The 17,402-nt window shown below is 29.2% G+C and carries 15 protein-coding genes; 5 read left to right on the forward strand and 10 right to left on the reverse strand.

Annotated features, from left to right (window positions below):
• Together B2W91_RS03760 and B2W91_RS03765 are read right to left on the reverse strand one after the other, a co-directional pair.
• Positions 1 to 566 (reverse strand): sigma-70 family RNA polymerase sigma factor (locus B2W91_RS03760; protein WP_291578943.1); only part of this gene is annotated, 566 nt, incomplete at its 3' end.
• 483 nt (positions 567 to 1,049) lie between these two features.
• Positions 1,050 to 1,619, reverse strand: coding sequence for a transposase (locus B2W91_RS03765; RefSeq protein WP_291578944.1), 570 nt, complete (start codon positions 1,617 to 1,619; stop codon positions 1,050 to 1,052).
• A 632-nt stretch (positions 1,620 to 2,251) separates the two neighbouring features.
• On the opposite strand from B2W91_RS03765, the gene B2W91_RS03770 reads away from it, so the two are divergent.
• Positions 2,252 to 3,145, forward strand: a complete 894-nt coding sequence (locus tag B2W91_RS03770) for an alpha/beta hydrolase family protein (protein WP_291578945.1) — start codon at positions 2,252 to 2,254, stop codon at positions 3,143 to 3,145.
• Positions 3,146 to 3,888: 743 nt separating this feature from the next.
• Here the strand turns inward: B2W91_RS03770 and B2W91_RS03775 are convergent.
• From B2W91_RS03775 to B2W91_RS03785, 3 genes are all read right to left on the reverse strand, one after another.
• A complete protein-coding gene (locus B2W91_RS03775; protein ID WP_291578946.1) occupies positions 3,889 to 4,032 on the reverse strand; it encodes a hypothetical protein in 144 nt (47 codons plus the stop codon).
• Positions 4,033 to 4,875: 843 nt separating this feature from the next.
• Positions 4,876 to 8,565: a cell wall-binding repeat-containing protein gene (locus B2W91_RS03780; RefSeq protein WP_291578947.1), complete on the reverse strand. Its 3,690-nt coding sequence runs from the start codon at positions 8,563 to 8,565 to the stop codon at positions 4,876 to 4,878.
• A 941-nt stretch (positions 8,566 to 9,506) separates the two neighbouring features.
• Complete coding sequence (locus B2W91_RS03785; protein ID WP_291578948.1) at positions 9,507 to 10,097, reverse strand: Ig-like domain-containing protein; 591 nt, start codon at positions 10,095 to 10,097, stop codon at positions 9,507 to 9,509.
• 729 nt (positions 10,098 to 10,826) lie between these two features.
• On the opposite strand from B2W91_RS03785, the gene B2W91_RS03790 reads away from it, so the two are divergent.
• Genes B2W91_RS03790 through B2W91_RS03805 form a run of 4 tightly spaced genes read left to right on the forward strand, consistent with a single transcriptional unit; the run spans position 10,827 to position 14,473 of the window.
• Complete coding sequence (locus tag B2W91_RS03790; RefSeq protein ID WP_291578949.1) at positions 10,827 to 11,690, forward strand: uroporphyrinogen decarboxylase family protein; 864 nt, start codon at positions 10,827 to 10,829, stop codon at positions 11,688 to 11,690.
• A 17-nt stretch (positions 11,691 to 11,707) separates the two neighbouring features.
• The gene (locus tag B2W91_RS03795; RefSeq protein WP_291578950.1) at positions 11,708 to 12,367 is read left to right on the forward strand and encodes a corrinoid protein; all 660 of its coding nucleotides are present in this window, start codon (positions 11,708 to 11,710) and stop codon (positions 12,365 to 12,367) included.
• Positions 12,360 to 13,442 carry a uroporphyrinogen decarboxylase family protein gene (locus tag B2W91_RS03800; RefSeq protein ID WP_291578951.1) on the forward strand — a complete coding sequence of 361 codons (1,083 nt, stop codon included), beginning with the start codon at positions 12,360 to 12,362 and terminating at the stop codon, positions 13,440 to 13,442. Before B2W91_RS03795 ends, B2W91_RS03800 begins: the two co-directional genes overlap by 8 nt.
• A gap of 14 nt (positions 13,443 to 13,456) precedes the next feature.
• Positions 13,457 to 14,473, forward strand: a complete 1,017-nt coding sequence (locus B2W91_RS03805) for a methylcobamide:CoM methyltransferase MtbA (protein ID WP_291578952.1) — start codon at positions 13,457 to 13,459, stop codon at positions 14,471 to 14,473.
• A gap of 68 nt (positions 14,474 to 14,541) precedes the next feature.
• On the opposite strand, the gene B2W91_RS03810 is transcribed toward B2W91_RS03805, so the two are convergent.
• The 5 genes from B2W91_RS03810 to trhA all read right to left on the reverse strand — a co-directional run bounded on the left by B2W91_RS03810 (position 14,542) and on the right by trhA (position 17,089).
• Complete coding sequence (locus tag B2W91_RS03810; protein ID WP_291578953.1) at positions 14,542 to 14,760, reverse strand: helix-turn-helix domain-containing protein; 219 nt, start codon at positions 14,758 to 14,760, stop codon at positions 14,542 to 14,544.
• 10 nt (positions 14,761 to 14,770) lie between these two features.
• Positions 14,771 to 15,241, reverse strand: a complete 471-nt coding sequence (locus tag B2W91_RS03815) for a DUF2975 domain-containing protein (protein ID WP_291578954.1) — start codon at positions 15,239 to 15,241, stop codon at positions 14,771 to 14,773.
• Between the two features lie 47 nt (positions 15,242 to 15,288).
• On the reverse strand, positions 15,289 to 15,624 hold the full coding sequence (locus B2W91_RS03820) for a DUF2975 domain-containing protein (protein WP_291578955.1): 336 nt from the start codon (positions 15,622 to 15,624) through the stop codon (positions 15,289 to 15,291).
• A gap of 280 nt (positions 15,625 to 15,904) precedes the next feature.
• Positions 15,905 to 16,075: a hypothetical protein gene (locus B2W91_RS03825; RefSeq protein WP_291578956.1), complete on the reverse strand. Its 171-nt coding sequence runs from the start codon at positions 16,073 to 16,075 to the stop codon at positions 15,905 to 15,907.
• A 366-nt stretch (positions 16,076 to 16,441) separates the two neighbouring features.
• Entirely contained in the window at positions 16,442 to 17,089 is a 648-nt protein-coding gene (gene trhA, locus B2W91_RS03830; RefSeq protein ID WP_291578957.1) for a PAQR family membrane homeostasis protein TrhA, read from the reverse strand.
• Between the last annotated feature and the right edge of the window lie 313 nt (positions 17,090 to 17,402).

Here is a 17,402-nt window from a genome sequence, read left to right on the forward strand (position 1 = left end):
TTAATTCCTATATGTTCTTCATTTCCTAATCTACTTATAATTGACTTCTTTTTATATATCACATTATGATATTTTAAATTCTTTTCCTGAGCATATTGCTTTATAGTTTTTTCCTCAAAGAATATGCTTTCTAATATTTCTTTTTCTATGGGGGATAGGTTATCTATCGCTTTCTTAAGTTGTTGTATGGTTTCTTTAAGTATATAATCTTCTTCTATGTTCTCACTAGAATTTAATACATCTATTATTTTTAATCCATTGTGATCTTCTTCTAAGCTAAGGCTGTACCTTTCTTTTACTTTATTTCTTATAAGTGCATAATAATTATTTTTAATTGAAGCAATTGCATAAGGTGTAAAAGAGTATTTGTTTAAGTCACAAGCTCTTATTGCTTTTAATAAACTGTGAAAACCAACTTGTTCTAAGTCTCCTACTTCATACCCAGCTACATAAATTCTTCTACTAAAATATTTTATATAGTTTCTAAACCTGTCCACTATGGATTCTGTAGCTACCTTATCACCATCTTTTGCACGCACCACTAGCTCATTTAAATCATTATACATATTCTATTTTCCCCCTTTTAAAACTTAATTTAAAAATGCAATTTTAAAATCTTTTTATGGAAAAACAATAGAAAGAATTATAGATATTTCTCAATCAATAATGAGAAATATCTATAATTATAAATTAAAACATTTAAGGAAGCATTAATACTTGCTTATAAATTAGATTGTAGAATAGTATCTTAATATAATTTTTAAGTTACTATATAATTTATTTTAATTACAATAAGGTAAAGCTTAATTTAAATGATAAGTTGACTTGCACTTATTTCCTATAACTATATTATATTACTTTTTATTACATTTTTCAATAGAAACATATAGAAAAATTACGACAATAAACTTGTCCATATGTTGATAAATAGGTGTTTATGGAGTAGTTTGTCTGTTATTAATTAAGAATTAATAATNNGGGGTCTATAACAAAATTATAGGTTTAAACAAAATTAAAATATTTGCAGAATTTAAATTTGTAACTGCTTTCTATATAGACCCCTGGGGTGGTAATATAGAAGATTCTACAAAATCTTTATAAAACTCTCTTTTACATTTTGTATTAATAAAATACCCCAAGATATCTTCTGTTTTTATAAATCTTTCTTTATCATATCCAATATACATTTTATAGCTACTAAAATTATAATCTTCTGGTCGTGAAACTATATTAGCTCTTACAGGATTTAAATGTATATATCTACTTACTTCTAATAAATAGCTATCATTTGATATAATTTCCGAATTAAATCTTCCTTCAAATAAATGACCATTTAAATTATATTTTTTATTGAAATACCTAGTATACATACTATTGATTCTATTCATAATTAAACTTATATTTTCTTCTTTGATATATAGCAAAAGATGTATATGGTTTGTCATAAAGCAAAAACAATTAATATAAAATTGATTTTTATAATGCTTAATTGTATTCATTATTACTTTCAATAAGATCCAATAATCCATATCTTCTCTAAATATAATTTCTTTTCTATTTCCCCTAAGAGTTACATGATAATATGAATTTGGAGAATAAACTCTAGGTCTAGTTGCCATGCTTTCACCTCTTTCACTATTTATCAGAAATTATATCCAAGTTCATATTGATTATGCAAAAATATAATTAAACATTAACTTCCACCCCTGGGGTCTATAACAAAATTATAGATTTAAACGAAATTAAAGTATTTGCAGAATTTAAATTTGTAACTGCTTTCTATATAGACCCCTGGGGTGCAGTATAGTATGGCACTGTATCTGCAACATTAAAAAATATTTTAGTAACATTGCATATCTCCATAAATTTAGTATAATCTCACTAACTTTTGCTCCGAATCATACTGCACCCCAGGGGAACCCTAAAGGGCTTCACTACTGTTCCCCAGGGGTGGTAATTATAGGTGAATTTTGTCTTATTTTGTTGTAAATTTTGGTATTATTGTGATATAATTAACTGGTATATTTTATGAATTATTGTATTTTATACAAATTGTAATTATCTAGGTATGGGAGGGAAAATGTTATGTATGAAGTTATTAAATATGGTTCTGTAGGACTTGCTCTTTTAGGTATAATTTACATTGTTATATCTTCAAAAAAGAATGCGAAAAAACAAAAATAATTAATAATTTTAAGTAAGTCATCTTGAATTCATTATTTTTCAGATGGCTAAAAACAAAGGAGAATTTATGAGTAAAAAAGTATATAATATTTTTGCCAGTATTTTATTGTGTTCATTGCTTTTAGTAGGTTGCTCTAATAGCAATAACACTTCTAAGAATGATATCTTCTCTGGATCTTATGAGAAGGATATACAAACTTTCAAATCATCTTTCGTGAAAGAAGCTCCTTCAATTGATGAATATGAGAATTCAACACCTCCACCATATGCTTCAGAAATTGAATATGAATCTGATGGATTAAAACTTAAGGCATGGGTTTTAAATGACCCAAAGGATGGTTATAAATATCCTGCTGTAGTTCTCATGCATGGTGGTTTTTCCTTTGATGAAGGTGATTGGTATGTTGCAGAAGACTATATTGATAGAGGTTATGTAGTTATGACACCTATGGTTCGTGGTGAAAATGGAAACCCAGGTAATTTTGAATATTTTTACGGTGAAGTAAAAGATTGCATTGCTGCTGGAAAATATTTAGCTAGTCTTCCTTATGTTGATGAGAATAATGTATTCTTAATGGGACACAGTGCAGGAGGTTCTCTAGGAGTTTTAGCATCATTAACAGATTCACCATATAGTGCTATTGCTACTAACGGTGCATCATACGGTACAGAAATTTATTTTGAACAAAGAAAAGAACGTATACCATTTGAATATAATAAAGATGAAATACATATACGTTCATCTCATGAATACGCAAATAGTATAAAGACACCTGTTTATTCCTTCGTAGGTAAGGATGATATAGGAATAATGTACTTATCAGAAGAATTTGAAAAACAAGCCAAAAAATTTAATGCACCATACAAGCTAATACCTATAGCCGGAGATCATAATGAATCTCTAGATGAAGCTATACAGTTAAGTGCAGATATATTTGATTCATATGTGGAGAAGAAATAATCTAATAACAACGCTGTACGTTGTTAATTAAGAATTAAAAATGAAGAATGAAGAATTTATGGAAACTTCTCCTTTATGGGAGAAGTTTTTTATTTGTTTCTTTTGAAGTTACATAGTAACTTCTTATAAAAAGGTAGTAATTATATTGCTAGCTAAATTTATTGAGGAAATTATTTTATAAAATTAATTTTTATATTAATTATCAATCATATAACTGTAGCAGCGAGCAGTGTTCGCCACATGTTATTGTATCAATATTAAATTATAAAACATGTTCAAAAAAACTGGCGAACACTGTTCGCCGCTATAATAGATCTATTAAAGAAATTGGTTTGATCAAAACTAATTTCAACCNNTAATTCTTCATCCTTCATACTTCATTCTTAATTCCTATAAGCTCTCCATTGATTAAGCTCCCCCTATGGCACCGTAGTAAAGTAAAAATAAAGGTAATAAACACCAAACTTTAGTATACTATTTTAATGGTTCTGCTACTTGAATTACCTCATCACCAACTTTAAGTTTAGGAATTGGATCCATGCTAAAAGTTTTATTAGTCCAAGAAGCTACACGGTTTTCACCATTAGGCATGTGAAAGAAAATAATAAGCCAAAGATATTTAGTATATTTTTTATCAGGTAAGGAGTTAGGTTCTGCTCATAGTGGGTCTATGTGCAGGTTCTGACGACGCAGCATGATGAAAAATAGGCTAATATACTGGATTATTATTTTTTGAAGATGCCTTAAATTCTAGTAAGAATCATTTCACGCTTTCCTATCTTCTCCACTTGAATATCATCAATAAGTAAGCGTGGAGGTTTAAACCCACTCTTCTCAACTTCAACTTTTCTGCCTTCAAATCCAACTAAATCAATTTTATGTCTCACAAGCCACCTCTTTATGTAAAAATTTATTTAATTTAAACTTCATTTAGAAGTTAATATGTACTTAATTTAATCCACAATTCATAATAAAAAACTTTATTTACTTCACGATTAAAAATCAATAATTGTGGATATTTCTCAGCGTTATCCTTCCACCCCTTCGGCAATTGAGAATTGACTATTGACAATGGATAATTATTGACACTTCCCCTTTATGGAGAAGTCTTAAATTGTTTTATTAAAAATCTATCTAAAGAAATTAATTTACAAAATTAATTTCAACCATAATTGTCAATTTTACATTCTCAATTCTCCATTGATTAAGTTCCCCAGAGGTGGAATAAAAAAAACTAGCAATTCTATTGCTAGTTAAAAAAATTTATTTAAAGAAATTATTTTGACTAAAAATAATTTCCACATTAATTGTCCATTGTCAATCATCAATTCTCCATTGATTAAGTTGTATAAGTATTTTACATCATTTAGTAAAGATTTTCAATTTATTTTTGTTAAATCATTTAAAATTCAAAAGCTACCATTTTTAAATCCTTCTAATACTATGTCTATATAATGTAGTAGTATTCCCTTAGTTGGCTTCTTATATTTCAATTATGCATCACTAAATAAGTCATAACATAGAAATGCATCTTTTAGTGATACATTTATTAACCTCTTAAGTTTAGAAACATACTCTTTCAATCCATATATCTTCACATATACATCAGATAGTTTCAATTTTTAAATTATACCAATGCTGTCTACGCATACAAAAGGGAGCTCCCCCTCAGGTCAGCTCCCCTTATTCTATCACCTAACACTTTTATAGCGTAAAGCAATTATTACTTATTATTCTAGTTTTCCATCTTTTTTAGCAGCATTATATTCTTTTATTGCTTCAATTAAAGTATCTTTTGCATCTTGTAAATCTTTCAATACTTCTGATGTTTTCTTATCTTCTGCTGCATCTATCGCATCATCAAATGTTTTAGCAACTCCTGCTGTTACCCATTTTTCAGATTTTTGCACATCGTCACCATTTGCACTTGTTTTAACATCTACTTTAGCTGCTTTTGCTTCTTCAATCTTATCAGCTAACTCTTCTTGAGCTGTTTCTACAAGTACAGCGTCTACTTCAGCTTTAATTTCTGTTTTTGTTAATTCTGATCCTTTAGTTGTTTTAGCTGCTTCTACTTTAGCTTTAACTGCTGTAAGATTAGCATCTGTTACTCCAGCTATTCCTGCTGCTGTGTAATCTTCAACTGTTGCAGTTCCAGCATTTATTGCTGCTACTGCTTCTTCTACTTTTTTATCTGCATCTGTTTTACCAGTTACTTTTGTAGTAGTTGGAAGTGTGTCTTTTAATGCCGCAACATTTCCAGCTTTATCTTGGATACGTTTAGCTTCTGTTCCATTACCAGCTAATTCAACTTTATAATTAAATTCTCCAGCTACTTTAATTTCTATTTGTACAGTCTTATTACCGTTTGTTAATGAAGTAGTAAAATCAGAACCTGGAGTTAAAACTTTTTGTGTTCCATCTATTTTAGTAACCTTAAAGTCTTCAACGTATAGTCCTACTATATATGGGTTACTCTCTAATTCTTCAGTAAATGGCACTAATATTTTATTGCCTTCAACTGTGTATGCTTTTATATCAGCTTTTACTTCTGGTGCTATACTATCATGTAATTCTACATATCTATTTAATGACTCTGGTGATACTCCTGTTAATCCAGCAGCTGATTCTATCATCTCGCCTTTGTCTATTGACAATCTAAAGTCTTCAACAGATGTTGGTAATTTTTCATCAGTAGTTATAGTTACATATGAACCTTCAAAAGTAACTTTTTTAATTTCTATATCATTCCAGCTTGTTCCATTCTCTGTTACAACTTTTTTCTCTAATTTGAAAGCTTCCTTAGAAATTTTACCAATAGATTGCTCAAATTTAATCTTTATAGTATTTCTGTCTTTAGCTTCACCTTCAGCAGTTTCTGATAAAGATTCTTTATAAATATCTAATTTAGCTTTAGAATTTTCATCACTTTTAATTTCCATGTCATCTTTATATTTTGCAAGTTCATTACCATCGATATCTTTTAATCCAAAGAATTCAATTAAATTTAAATTGCCACCAAATATAACCTTATCTCCACTAATTTTCTCTGGTAAAATTATTCTTACAGCTTTTCCATTTTCAATTACATCAATTTCTGTATCACTTGGTAATCCACGTGTTTCATTGTTGAATCTTATTAGGTAATTGCTTGCTTTCTCTAATGTAGAAGCATCCATTCTCTTATCAAATGTTAAAATTATAGTTCTCTTCTTCTCGCTTGTAGCAATTCCTGTGCATGTTGGTTTAGTTGTATTTTTAGTGTCTATTTCTTTTTCATAAGGTAACATAACATTTTGTAAATAAGTTGCGTCTTTAACTCCATCAATTTTAATAGTGTTCTTTCCTGCTGGAAGTTTGTCTATTAGAGTAAGAACTACTATATTATCGTCAGTTCCAGGCTCAATTTTGTTTATGCCTCTAACTTTTCCATCTTTGTCTTTTATAACAAAGTGTTTATCTTTTAATGAATCTTCATGGATGTTTTTGCTAAATTTTACAGTTATAATTTTACCAGTTTCATCAACACTAACATTTCTAACTACTGGTCTAGTTTGATCAACTTCTGGTTTAACTTTTATTTCTTTTTCTTTTATTACATTATCGCTATAATCCTTAACATCTTCAATGTACATTGTCATTTCATATCCAGGAAGTCTCTTTTCTTCTCCCTCGAAATAGAATGCATAAGTTTTTCCATCTACTTTTCTATATCTATTAGCTCTTATTTTTTTGTCATCTTTTTTGTAATATAAGCTTGAGTCGCTTACTGAATCTGGATCAACATCTTCACTAAAAGTTACTATTACTTTTTCTAATGTTGCTTCAGTTTTTACTACTGTTGGAGGTGTTGTATCTTCAACAACTGTAAATTTATGCTCAGAAGCTATTGCTTTAAATCCAGCATAATCTTCTACGCCTTCAATTTCTAATTTATGATCTCCTAATGATAGTTTATCTGAGCTGAATTGTTTTAATATTACTTCTCTACCATTGTTGTCAATTTGACCATAATAAGTTTTTCCATCTAGTTTAATATTACTAGAAGTTATTTTCTTAACTGGTTCACTAAATACAATTTTAATTGCTTTAGTTCCTAAAGATTTAACTTCTTTAACTTCTGGATATTCATTATCCATTGGAGTAAACTCGAAATCTTTAGCAGTTATTTCTTTATCTCCAGCTAATACTGTATCTACAGTTAATTTATATTTTTCTTGATTTGATAATACTTTTTCATTATCATTTTCTTTTATTTTTAACACTACAGTTCTTCCATCTTCTTGTAAAACTGCATCTTCTATTTTAACATCTTTATTTATTGAATAGTTAGTTGCATCTTCAGCTGAATCTAAATCAACTTTCATTCCAAATGTAACTACTACTTCTTTTAAGTTAGTTGCTTTTACTGAAGAAACTTCAGCTTTGTCAACTACATCTTTAACGCCTAGAGCTGTCATTAAGTCTTTAACAGTGCTAGTGTTGATTCCGCCACCAACTTCATAAACTGTAGCAACTTCGCCTTGTCCTTCTAAGAATTTCTTTTGTCCGTCTGCTAATTTGCTTCCAGCTAATACTATTGGAGCTCCTTCTTTACCAGCAACTGGGCCTGCTGCTAATGCGTCAACTAATTGGTTTTCTTGAGCTGCGCCATCTTTAGCAACATATACTGTTTTAACTTGTTTATCGCCGTAGAATTTTTTCATTACTTCAGCGTTAGTTTCATTTCTAGTAGCTCCGCCAAGTCTTTCTGCTTTTAAATCATCTTTGATTGAGTCAGCAAGAACTGCGCTTCCTCCAACAACTACAGCTTCTTTATCTTTAGCAGCATCTTTAACAGCTCCTAAATCTTTACCATTTGTAAGTAAGATAGCCATGTTGTTTTCAGCAGCTGGTGCAGCAACTGATAATGCGTCTGCTAATCTTCCGTTTAATCCGTTAACAACAGCAACTTTTTTAGCATCTAATTTTTCTGCTACTTTTGCTGATGTTTCAAATCTGTCAACACCAGATATTCTTTCTGTTTTTAATCCAGCTTTTTCTAATTCAGCAACAACTGCTTTAGAAATTACGCCTTCTCCACCTACTACGATTACGTTTTTAGCTCCTAATTTTTCAATTCTTTCTTTAGTAGCTTTTGTTAATTCTCCAGCATCTGTTAAAAGAATTGGAGCATCTTTTAATTTTGCAAGTGGTGTAGCTGCTAATGCGTCAGCCATAGCTAAAGCGTTAACTAAAACTACGTTGTCAGCCTTTTCCCATTTTTCACTTACTTTTACAGCTGTTTCGTATCTGTTGTTTCCAGCTAATAATTTTTTCTCGATAGTCTCTTTTGATTCAACAGCGAACACGTTAGCGCTCAATGTTGTAAGAGTAGCACCAAGTAATAGTGTTGAAATAACTCTTGAACTTTTTTTCATCTTTTTACTCCCCTTTTCTTTTTAGTAAATTAATTCTGTCTAATGCTAGCTTACGCTTCTCTCAGCATTTTATAGAACATTTCCTTCTTTAGTACATTCACTACAAGATATTTAAATTCATCTCGTCTGCGATCCTTACCATATCTTCTAATGTATTAAGGGTATGTTCCATAATTATACTGAGGTGCTTCAGCTGCATTAGAGCTTTAAATGTATAATTTACATATTAATAATTAACAAAGTCAATTTTTAACAAAGTTAATTTTAAACTAATTAAAATCCCCCATGATATTAACAAGTTTTATGGATTTTTTCTTTCCATAGAGTATACGTTTATAGTATAATAAAAGTTACCAAGTAATTATTTTTTAATGAAGATTTAATCTTTATTAAAATTTTCATCTTTTTATTTTTCTATGGGAATATTTTATCCGCAAACTTGCACTACCTTTAATATAAAAATATTGCAGTATTTTTATATTTAGGCATTTTATCATGCTAGGATATTTTCTATCCATTATTGGATAGTTACTATCTACAAAGAGATAGCTTGTGCATTTATTTACTATTACGGATAAGATATTCTCTTTTTTTCTTCTTTTTCCTTTCAACTTTTTTTATATTTTTTTATTTTTTTTGTCTTTTTTTATTGTTTTTTATTTTTTTAAATTTCATACAATTTATCTAAAAATTATGGCACATTTGCCATAATTTAGACGACAAATTTTGTCTTTTTTCTACAATTGTGTAATATTTACAAAGTAATTTGTAATTCCTTCAATTAACTTTTTATGAATTCTTGAATAATTAGGCTCACATTAATATTTAGGCTATAAGAATTAAAAGTTTTTAATTCTTATCAATTTTATTTTAAAATTTTCTAAAAAGTTTACTTTTAATTAAAAACTCATTATATTAAATGCTAACCTTTATCATATATATTATTGATTAACTAATTTTAGAACTTCTACAGTAGCCATTATTGGATTTTTATATCCCTTTACTCTTCCAAAGAAAATTTGCTTTCCTTCTCTATGAGTTTCCACAATAGTTGTTCCTTTTCCAGTGACATCATACCAAACTACTTCTCTATATACATCTTCTCCATCTTCAAGAATAGCTTGTACTTTATCAGGTAATACATAACTTTCTTCTGGCTTTAAAGTTACTCTTATATCCTGTATAGAAGTTATATCCTCTTCTATTGAAAAGATTTTAGTTATTTTTTTATTAGAATCTTTTTCTTTACCAATATATTTATATTCTCCGAGGTAAGTAGTATCTATATAGATAGTTTCTTCTCCCTGAGGATTGTACCAAGTAATTTCTTTTCCTTCATAAACTTTAGGCAAAGATATATCGTAATTTACTAAAAGTTTTTCTACCTCATCATCACCCTTAGTAAGCAATGCTATATTTTTTTCTCCCTGCGGTGATACTATCTTAACCTCCGTTGGAAATGCATTTAATGCCTTTGCTCCTACCACAAACATAAGTATGACTATAAATGTTAAAAATTTATTACCTTTCATATTAAACACTCCCTTCAACAATTGAAAATTGACAATGGACAATGGAGAATTGCGGATATTTCTCAGCAGTGGCTGAGAAATTTAGAATTGATTTTGTTGTAGCGGCGAACAGTGTTCGCCACGGAACAACTAGCGATATAATCACTAGCCAAAAAAATCCGTTTAAAGAAATTAGTTTAGCCAAAACTAATTTCAACCATAATTCTTCATTCTTCATACTTAATTATTAATTCTTAAAGATCTTCATTGATTAACTTCTATTAATTAATATTACCATTATTTTACAGTATTATTCCACTATAAGATTTAAATTCCTTCATAAAGAAAAAAAGTTTTAAATTTTTTAAGAATCTAAAGCAAATACAAACTAGCAATTATATTGCTACATATTAATTATCAATTATCTAACTGTGTCGATGAACTTTATTTAATTCACAATTCACGATGCACAACTTTATCCAATTCACAATTCACAGTTCACAGTTATGGATATTTCTCAGCCGCCACTGAGAAATTTAAAATTGATTATTTCTTAAAGTTACGCAGTGACTTTTTCAAAAATACTAGCAATATAAAATTGCTAGCCAAAAAAATCTATTTAAAGAAATTATTTTTCTAAAAAAATAATTTCCTCCTTAATTGTGAATTGTGAATTGTGCATTGTGCACTAATCTTAGTTGTGCATTGTGAACTGTGAATTGTGAATTAATAGATGGGGAGGTGTTAGAATTGAACAAATTTAAATGCTCGGGAGATGATAATGAGCATATACCGGAGGAAATTTTACACTTAGGAATAAGTTTCCCGGAGGCGTATAGTGAGAAGAGGGCTATGACAAGGTTATCAAAAGAACTTAAAATTTATAAAAAAGATAATATATGTTTTTTACCTTTTTGTATGACTGTATTACCAGAAGCGCTTGGAGCAAAGGTAAATTTAGGAGACCATAAATACCTTCCAAGAGTTAAAGAATATGCTATAAATTCATTAAATGAAATAGAAGATTTAAAGACAATTAATTTTGGTTTAGGTAGGGTAAAGGAAGTGCTAGACAGTATAGAAGAACTTAAAGCTGAAAATCCATATGTAGCATTAAAAGTAGAAGGCCCATTTACAGTTATAACTTCTATAATGGAACCAAGAATTTTTTATAAACTATTAAGAAAAGATGAGAATAAGGCTTTAGAAATAATAGAAAAGGTAGAGCAGGGAATTTTAGAATATATAAAAGAAGGGGTTAAAAGAGGAGCTAATATAATATCCTATGGAGATTCTAGTGGAGTAGAATCTATTGTAGGTAAAAATATATATTTAAATTATAGTGGTAAAAGTACTTGTAATATAATTAGAAACTTTCAGCAAGTTATTGATAATAGTTTAATTCATGTATGTGGATTAACATCTTCAAGCTTATATAACAATGATTTTATTGATTTTAATCCTATAAAATATGATAACAACTTAACCTATGGAGAAGGAATAATAAGTATATTAAATGAGAGAAATTCTATTAAAGCCTTAGGGGGAAGATGTATAAAAAACACTAATAAGTTGCTAGATGAACCTTTAGCATATGAGATTATTTTAAAATAAAGAAGGGATGAGAAACTATGTATGATGGAGATTTATTACTTGATTTAAAACAAAGTGTAGTTGATATGGAGGAGGATGATACTAAAGATTTAGCGGAAAAATGCGTTGAAGATAAAGTAGATCCTTTTACAGCAATAAATGAAGGATTAGCTATGGGAATGCAGGAAGCAGGAAAATTATATGAAGAAGGAGAGTATTACATACCGGAACTTTTAATGTGCTCTGATGCTATGTATGTAGGTCTTGATATTTTAAGACCACATCTGAAAAGTGAAAGCAGTGATAATAATTTAAGAGCAGTAGTTGGAGTAGTGGAAGGTGATACTCATGATATAGGTAAAAATCTCTTTAAGATAATGCTAGAAACCAATGGTTTTGAAGTATTAGATTTAGGTAGAGATGTACCGCCTATAGAATTTGTAAACAAAGCTAAAAATTTCAATGCTAATTTAGTTGGAATGTCTACTCTTATGACTACTACTATGGACAATATGCAGGTAGTTATAGATTTATTAAAAAAAGAAGGAATAAGAGAAGATGTAGTTGTTATGGTAGGTGGAGGTCCTATATCACAAAATTTTGCTGATAAAATAGGGGCTGATGCTTATGCTCCAGAGGCTTCTAAAGCTGCTAGAATTGCAAAAAATCTTGTGAAGGGGAAAGTTTTAAATGCATAAGGATAAAATGACTGCTTTAGAAAGAGCTATTGCGTTATCTAAAGGAGAAGAAGTAGATAGAATTCAATGTAATCCCAATCTTTCTAATGGTATAGCAAGAATATCAGGATGTAAAATTTCAGAATTTAATCATAGCTCAAAGGCGTTAGCAGATGCAGTCATTGCTACTTATAATAGATTTGGTGGAGATGGGGCTAAGATTTTCACAGATTTATTTATACTTTCAGAAGCTATGGGAGCAAAGATGAAATATCCTGAAGATGGTACAGTGGATCTTTTGGAGCCAGCAATAACTAAAATAGAGGATATAGGAAAATTAAATGTGGTTAATCCTTATAAAGATGGTAGATTAGCTATTCAAATAGAAGCGATGAAAATAGTTAAAGATAAAATCGGAAAAGTAGTGCCTGTTAGTACATTAATTGTAGGACCTTTTACTAGTGCCTTTTTTCTTATAGGAGTAAAAGAAATGACTAGACTTATGATAAAGAATCCTGAAGCAGTGCATAGATTATGTAAAATATCGTTAGAAAGCTGCTTAAGGTTTACAGAAGAAGCTATTAAGCAAGGTGTAGGCGTTACTATTGCAGAACCTATGTCATCTTGCACTGTTATAAGTCCTAAACATTTTAGAGAGTATGCATATCCTTATATTAAAACCTTCAGTGACTTTATAAAGAAAAAATGCGGAGGAGTATCCATACATATTTGCGGACAAACTGAAGATATTTGGGGAGACTTAGCGGATATGGGCATGGATGGAGTAAGCATAGATAATGTAGCTAGCCTTAAAAACTGTGTTGAGAAGGTTGGACATCGAATGAAGGTAATGGGAAATATAGATCCTTCTACCATAATGTATTCCGGCAGCAGAGAAGATGTTAGGAAAGCGGTACTAAAGTCTATAAAAATTGCACATAAAAGCCCTAAAGGCTATATGGTAATGTCTGGCTGTGGACTTCCTGTAGAAACGCCAGTAGAAAACATAGATGCTATGATGGATGCTGCTCGAGAAGTAGGCTGGCCTATAGATGAGGAAAAAATAGATTATCTTTTAAGTATAGATAGATATTAAAGGGGTAAAGCTTAATGTTAACGTCAAAAGAAAGATTATTTAAAGTATTAAAGAATGAAGAAGTAGACAGGCCGCCTTGTATATGTCCTGGTGGAATGATGAACATGATAATAGAAGATTTGATGGATGTAACAGGAATAAAATGGCCAGATGCTCATATTAATCCAGAACTAATGGCAAACTTAGCATATAGTATGTATGAAAATGGAGGATTTGAAAACTGTGGAGTTCCTTTTTGTATGACTGTAGAGGCGGAATCTATGGGGGCAGGAGTTTCACTAGGAGATAAGACTACAGAACCTAGAGTAACAGACTATGTTATTAACTCTGCTGTGGAATATGAAAAATTGAAAAACATAGATTCTAATTCTGGAAGAGCAAAAGTAGTGATAGATGCTATAAAAATTCTTTCAGAAAGGAACTTAGAAATACCAATTGTAGCCAATATAACAGGGCCAATAAGTTTAGCGTCTTCAATTATGGATCCTATAGTTTTTTATAAGGAACTAGTAAGAAAAAAAGAAGAAGCGCATAAATATATGGAGGCTATTACTGAAAATTTAATAAGTTTTGGTAAAGCTCAGCTTGAGGCTGGAGCAGAAATACTTGCCATATCAGATCCGAGTGGTACCGGTGAAATATTAGGGCCAAAGTTATTTAATGAGTTTGCAATACCTTATATAAATAAAATAGTTGAAGCTTTAAAACCGTATGCTAAAGGTGGAGTAATAGTTCACATATGCGGGAAATTAAAAAGTGTTTATGGGAGTTTACAAAATCTAAAATGTGATGCTATAAGTTTTGATTCAATAACCAGTGTGAAAGAGGTTAAGCAAAACGTTAGTGGAAAAGCAATAATGGGAAATGTAAGTACGCTTACACTATTTAATGGAGAATGTGACTTAATAAAAAATATATCCAGTCATTGTATAAAAAATGGAGTGGACATATTGTCACCTGCCTGTGGTATAGGAATAACTACGCCGCTTAAAAATATTAAGACCATGGTAGAAGTAGCAAAAGAAAGTTAAACATGAAAAATTGTTTAAACCACATAAAAGGTGTTAGAGTAAATCTCTAACACCTTTTATTGTAAAAATTAATCCTCATTTTCATCTTCTACATATTCTAATATATCTCCAGGCTGACAGTTTAATACTTTGCATATAGCTTCAAGAGTTGAAAACCTTATAGCTTTAGCTTTGTTTGTTTTTAAGATAGAAAGATTAGCTTGAGTTATCCCAATTTTGGCTGCTAAATCTTGAGAACTAATCTTTCGCTTTGCCATCATAACATCTAAGTTTACTATAATAGGCATATCATTCCTCCTAAATGGTTAAATCATTTTCTTCTTTTGTTAAAAAAGCAATTTTAAATATTTCAGATAATACATAAGATAATAATCCAAAAATTAAAAATGCAAAGAAAGTTGGTTTTAAAGAACCATACTTAGTAGATAAAAATTGAAAGCCAAACCCATATGGAATTGGATAGGTTATGATTGCATAAATAATAGAAGAAATTAGGGATAATAGTCCAATATGTCTAAAGTAATCACTATTTTCTATATTGAAACAATCACCATTTCTTATGTTTTTTACAACAAGTCTTAATTTGTATGCAACTACTGTTGAAATCAAGCTAAAAGCTAAAAAGCCTAAAGCGCCAAAGAAGTCTAGCATACCTAAATGATTAAGGGTAAAAATTACATAGGAGATTGCTAAAAAACTCACAAGAGAACCAATTACAAGAATTATACTTAATATTATTGTTAATGCAGTTAAACTTTTTTTATTCATATAATTATCTCCTTACTTAAATTTTTATATATTTATTTTTAAATGGTTTAATCATTTTCTTCTTTTGCTAAACGAGCAATCTTAAAGGTTTCAGCTAGTACATAAAAAAAAGAGCCAAAGATTAAAAACACCATACTAGTCAATTTTAGAGAACCATATTTATTTATTATAGTATCTGAAAATAAAAAAGATAAACCTAGATAGGTAATAAAAAGAATCGAAGAAAACCATCCTATAGATTTAAAAGCACGAATATTTTCTAAGTTAAAGAAATCTCCTTTTTTAAAATTTTTTACTATAATTTTCATTTTATACATACTCAACGTTGAAATTATGATAAATATTGAGTGTGGAAGAAAATCTATATGTTCTTGTATATTCATTGAAAATAGAGAATAAATAAAGATAATACAGAAAACAAATGAAAAAAAAGCAGCCTAGTACAAAAAAACAATTTAAAAGCATTGAAAATGATGTTAATTCTTCTGTCTTTGTTAATATTTTTGAGATTTTTTTATTCATAATTCTCACCACTCAAAAACATAATACCAAACTTTTTATTGTTTATCAATAATAATATACTAAAAAGTAATAAAAATATATTGAAATATAGAAATTTAGAAGGAAAAGTATATAATAAAAAAAGCATGGTTACCATGCTTTTTAATAATATTCTTTTCCTCTTTCTTTAGAATGATCTTTGCTATTGGCATAACCACCTATTTTCTCTCCATCAATTATTCCAATATCAGCACCATCTTTAGGGTACATTTTTCTAAGCTCTGCGTTAGATTTTTCTCTGTCTTTCATTCGATTTTTATTATTATCAGGCATGTAAATACCTCCTTATATATTATTATAATGTTAATTTAACCTATATATATGTGAGGTATTCATATATATTTAGATAAACTACCTTGAAAATTAATATATAGCCCAATATAACTACACCCTTGAGTATTTCAATTCACAATTCACAATGCAAAATTCACAATTAAGGTTAAAATTATTTTTTAACAAAATAATTTTTTTAATGGATTTTTTAACTAGCAATGAAATTGCTAGTTATTATATGGCGAACACTGTTCGCCGCTACAGTTAATTAGTTATAAATTTCCCAGTTGTCACAACTTATGAATTGAAATATTTAACAGTATGAATATGCTCAGTTATATATTATTAAGGTAGTTTATTTATATTTTATATGATATATTTAAAAACTAAAATGTAATGTGCTAAACTACCTAAGAGAACGAATATGTGAAAAATTTCATGAGCTCCAAAGGTTCGCTTTTTACCCTTTTTCTCTAAGCAGTAAATAACTGCTCCTACAGTATAAAGTATTCCACCTAAAATTAATAATGTCATAGCTTGAAATGGTAGGACTTTAGATAGTGGTGAAAATGCAACAAGAGCAAGCCAACCTAAGCCTACGTAAAAGCTAGAAGATAACCACTTTGGACAATCGATCCAAAAGAATTTGAATACAATTCCTATTAGGGCTAATGACCAGACACAAATAAATAATCCCCATCTCCAATAAGATTCTAAAGCAATGAGACATATAGGTGTATAGGTACCTGCAATCAGTACAAAAATCATAGAATGATCTAATTTTCTTAACATTTTAATTACACCTTCTGAAGAAACTGCTAAATGATATACAGTACTAGCTGTATATAAAAATATTAAGCTAAGACCAAAAATGACAACTCCTATCATACCTAGTATGGAATTTTGTCCTATATAAATTTCTTTATAAATTAGTGCTATTAGACCAACTAATGAAACTAAAGCACCAAATAGATGGGTAAAACCACTTACAGGTTCTCTAAAATTTTTTGACATGATGTACCTCCTAATTAAAACTATTACACGTAGTTTTGAAAACTATGTTATGTATATATTATACTATTAATTTATAAAAGTAAATATGAAATTTTAAAAAATAAATTCATTTTAGTAAATATTTTCTAACTTTCTTCGTTGCTATAAATGGAAAGATATATTATAATAACTAAAAAATTATCAATATCAGTACTTAGGGATTTTCAAAAAATAATAGGCGAGTATATTAGCATATTTTTTATCATATTACATCGTCAAAACATGTACATATAGGGATACAATGTGAAAACCTAATATATACTCTGGAAAATAA

The sequence above is a fragment of the Clostridium sp. UBA6640 genome (genome assembly GCF_002455975.1).
In the GTDB taxonomy this organism is placed as follows: Bacteria; Bacillota; Clostridia; order Clostridiales; family Clostridiaceae; genus Clostridium_J.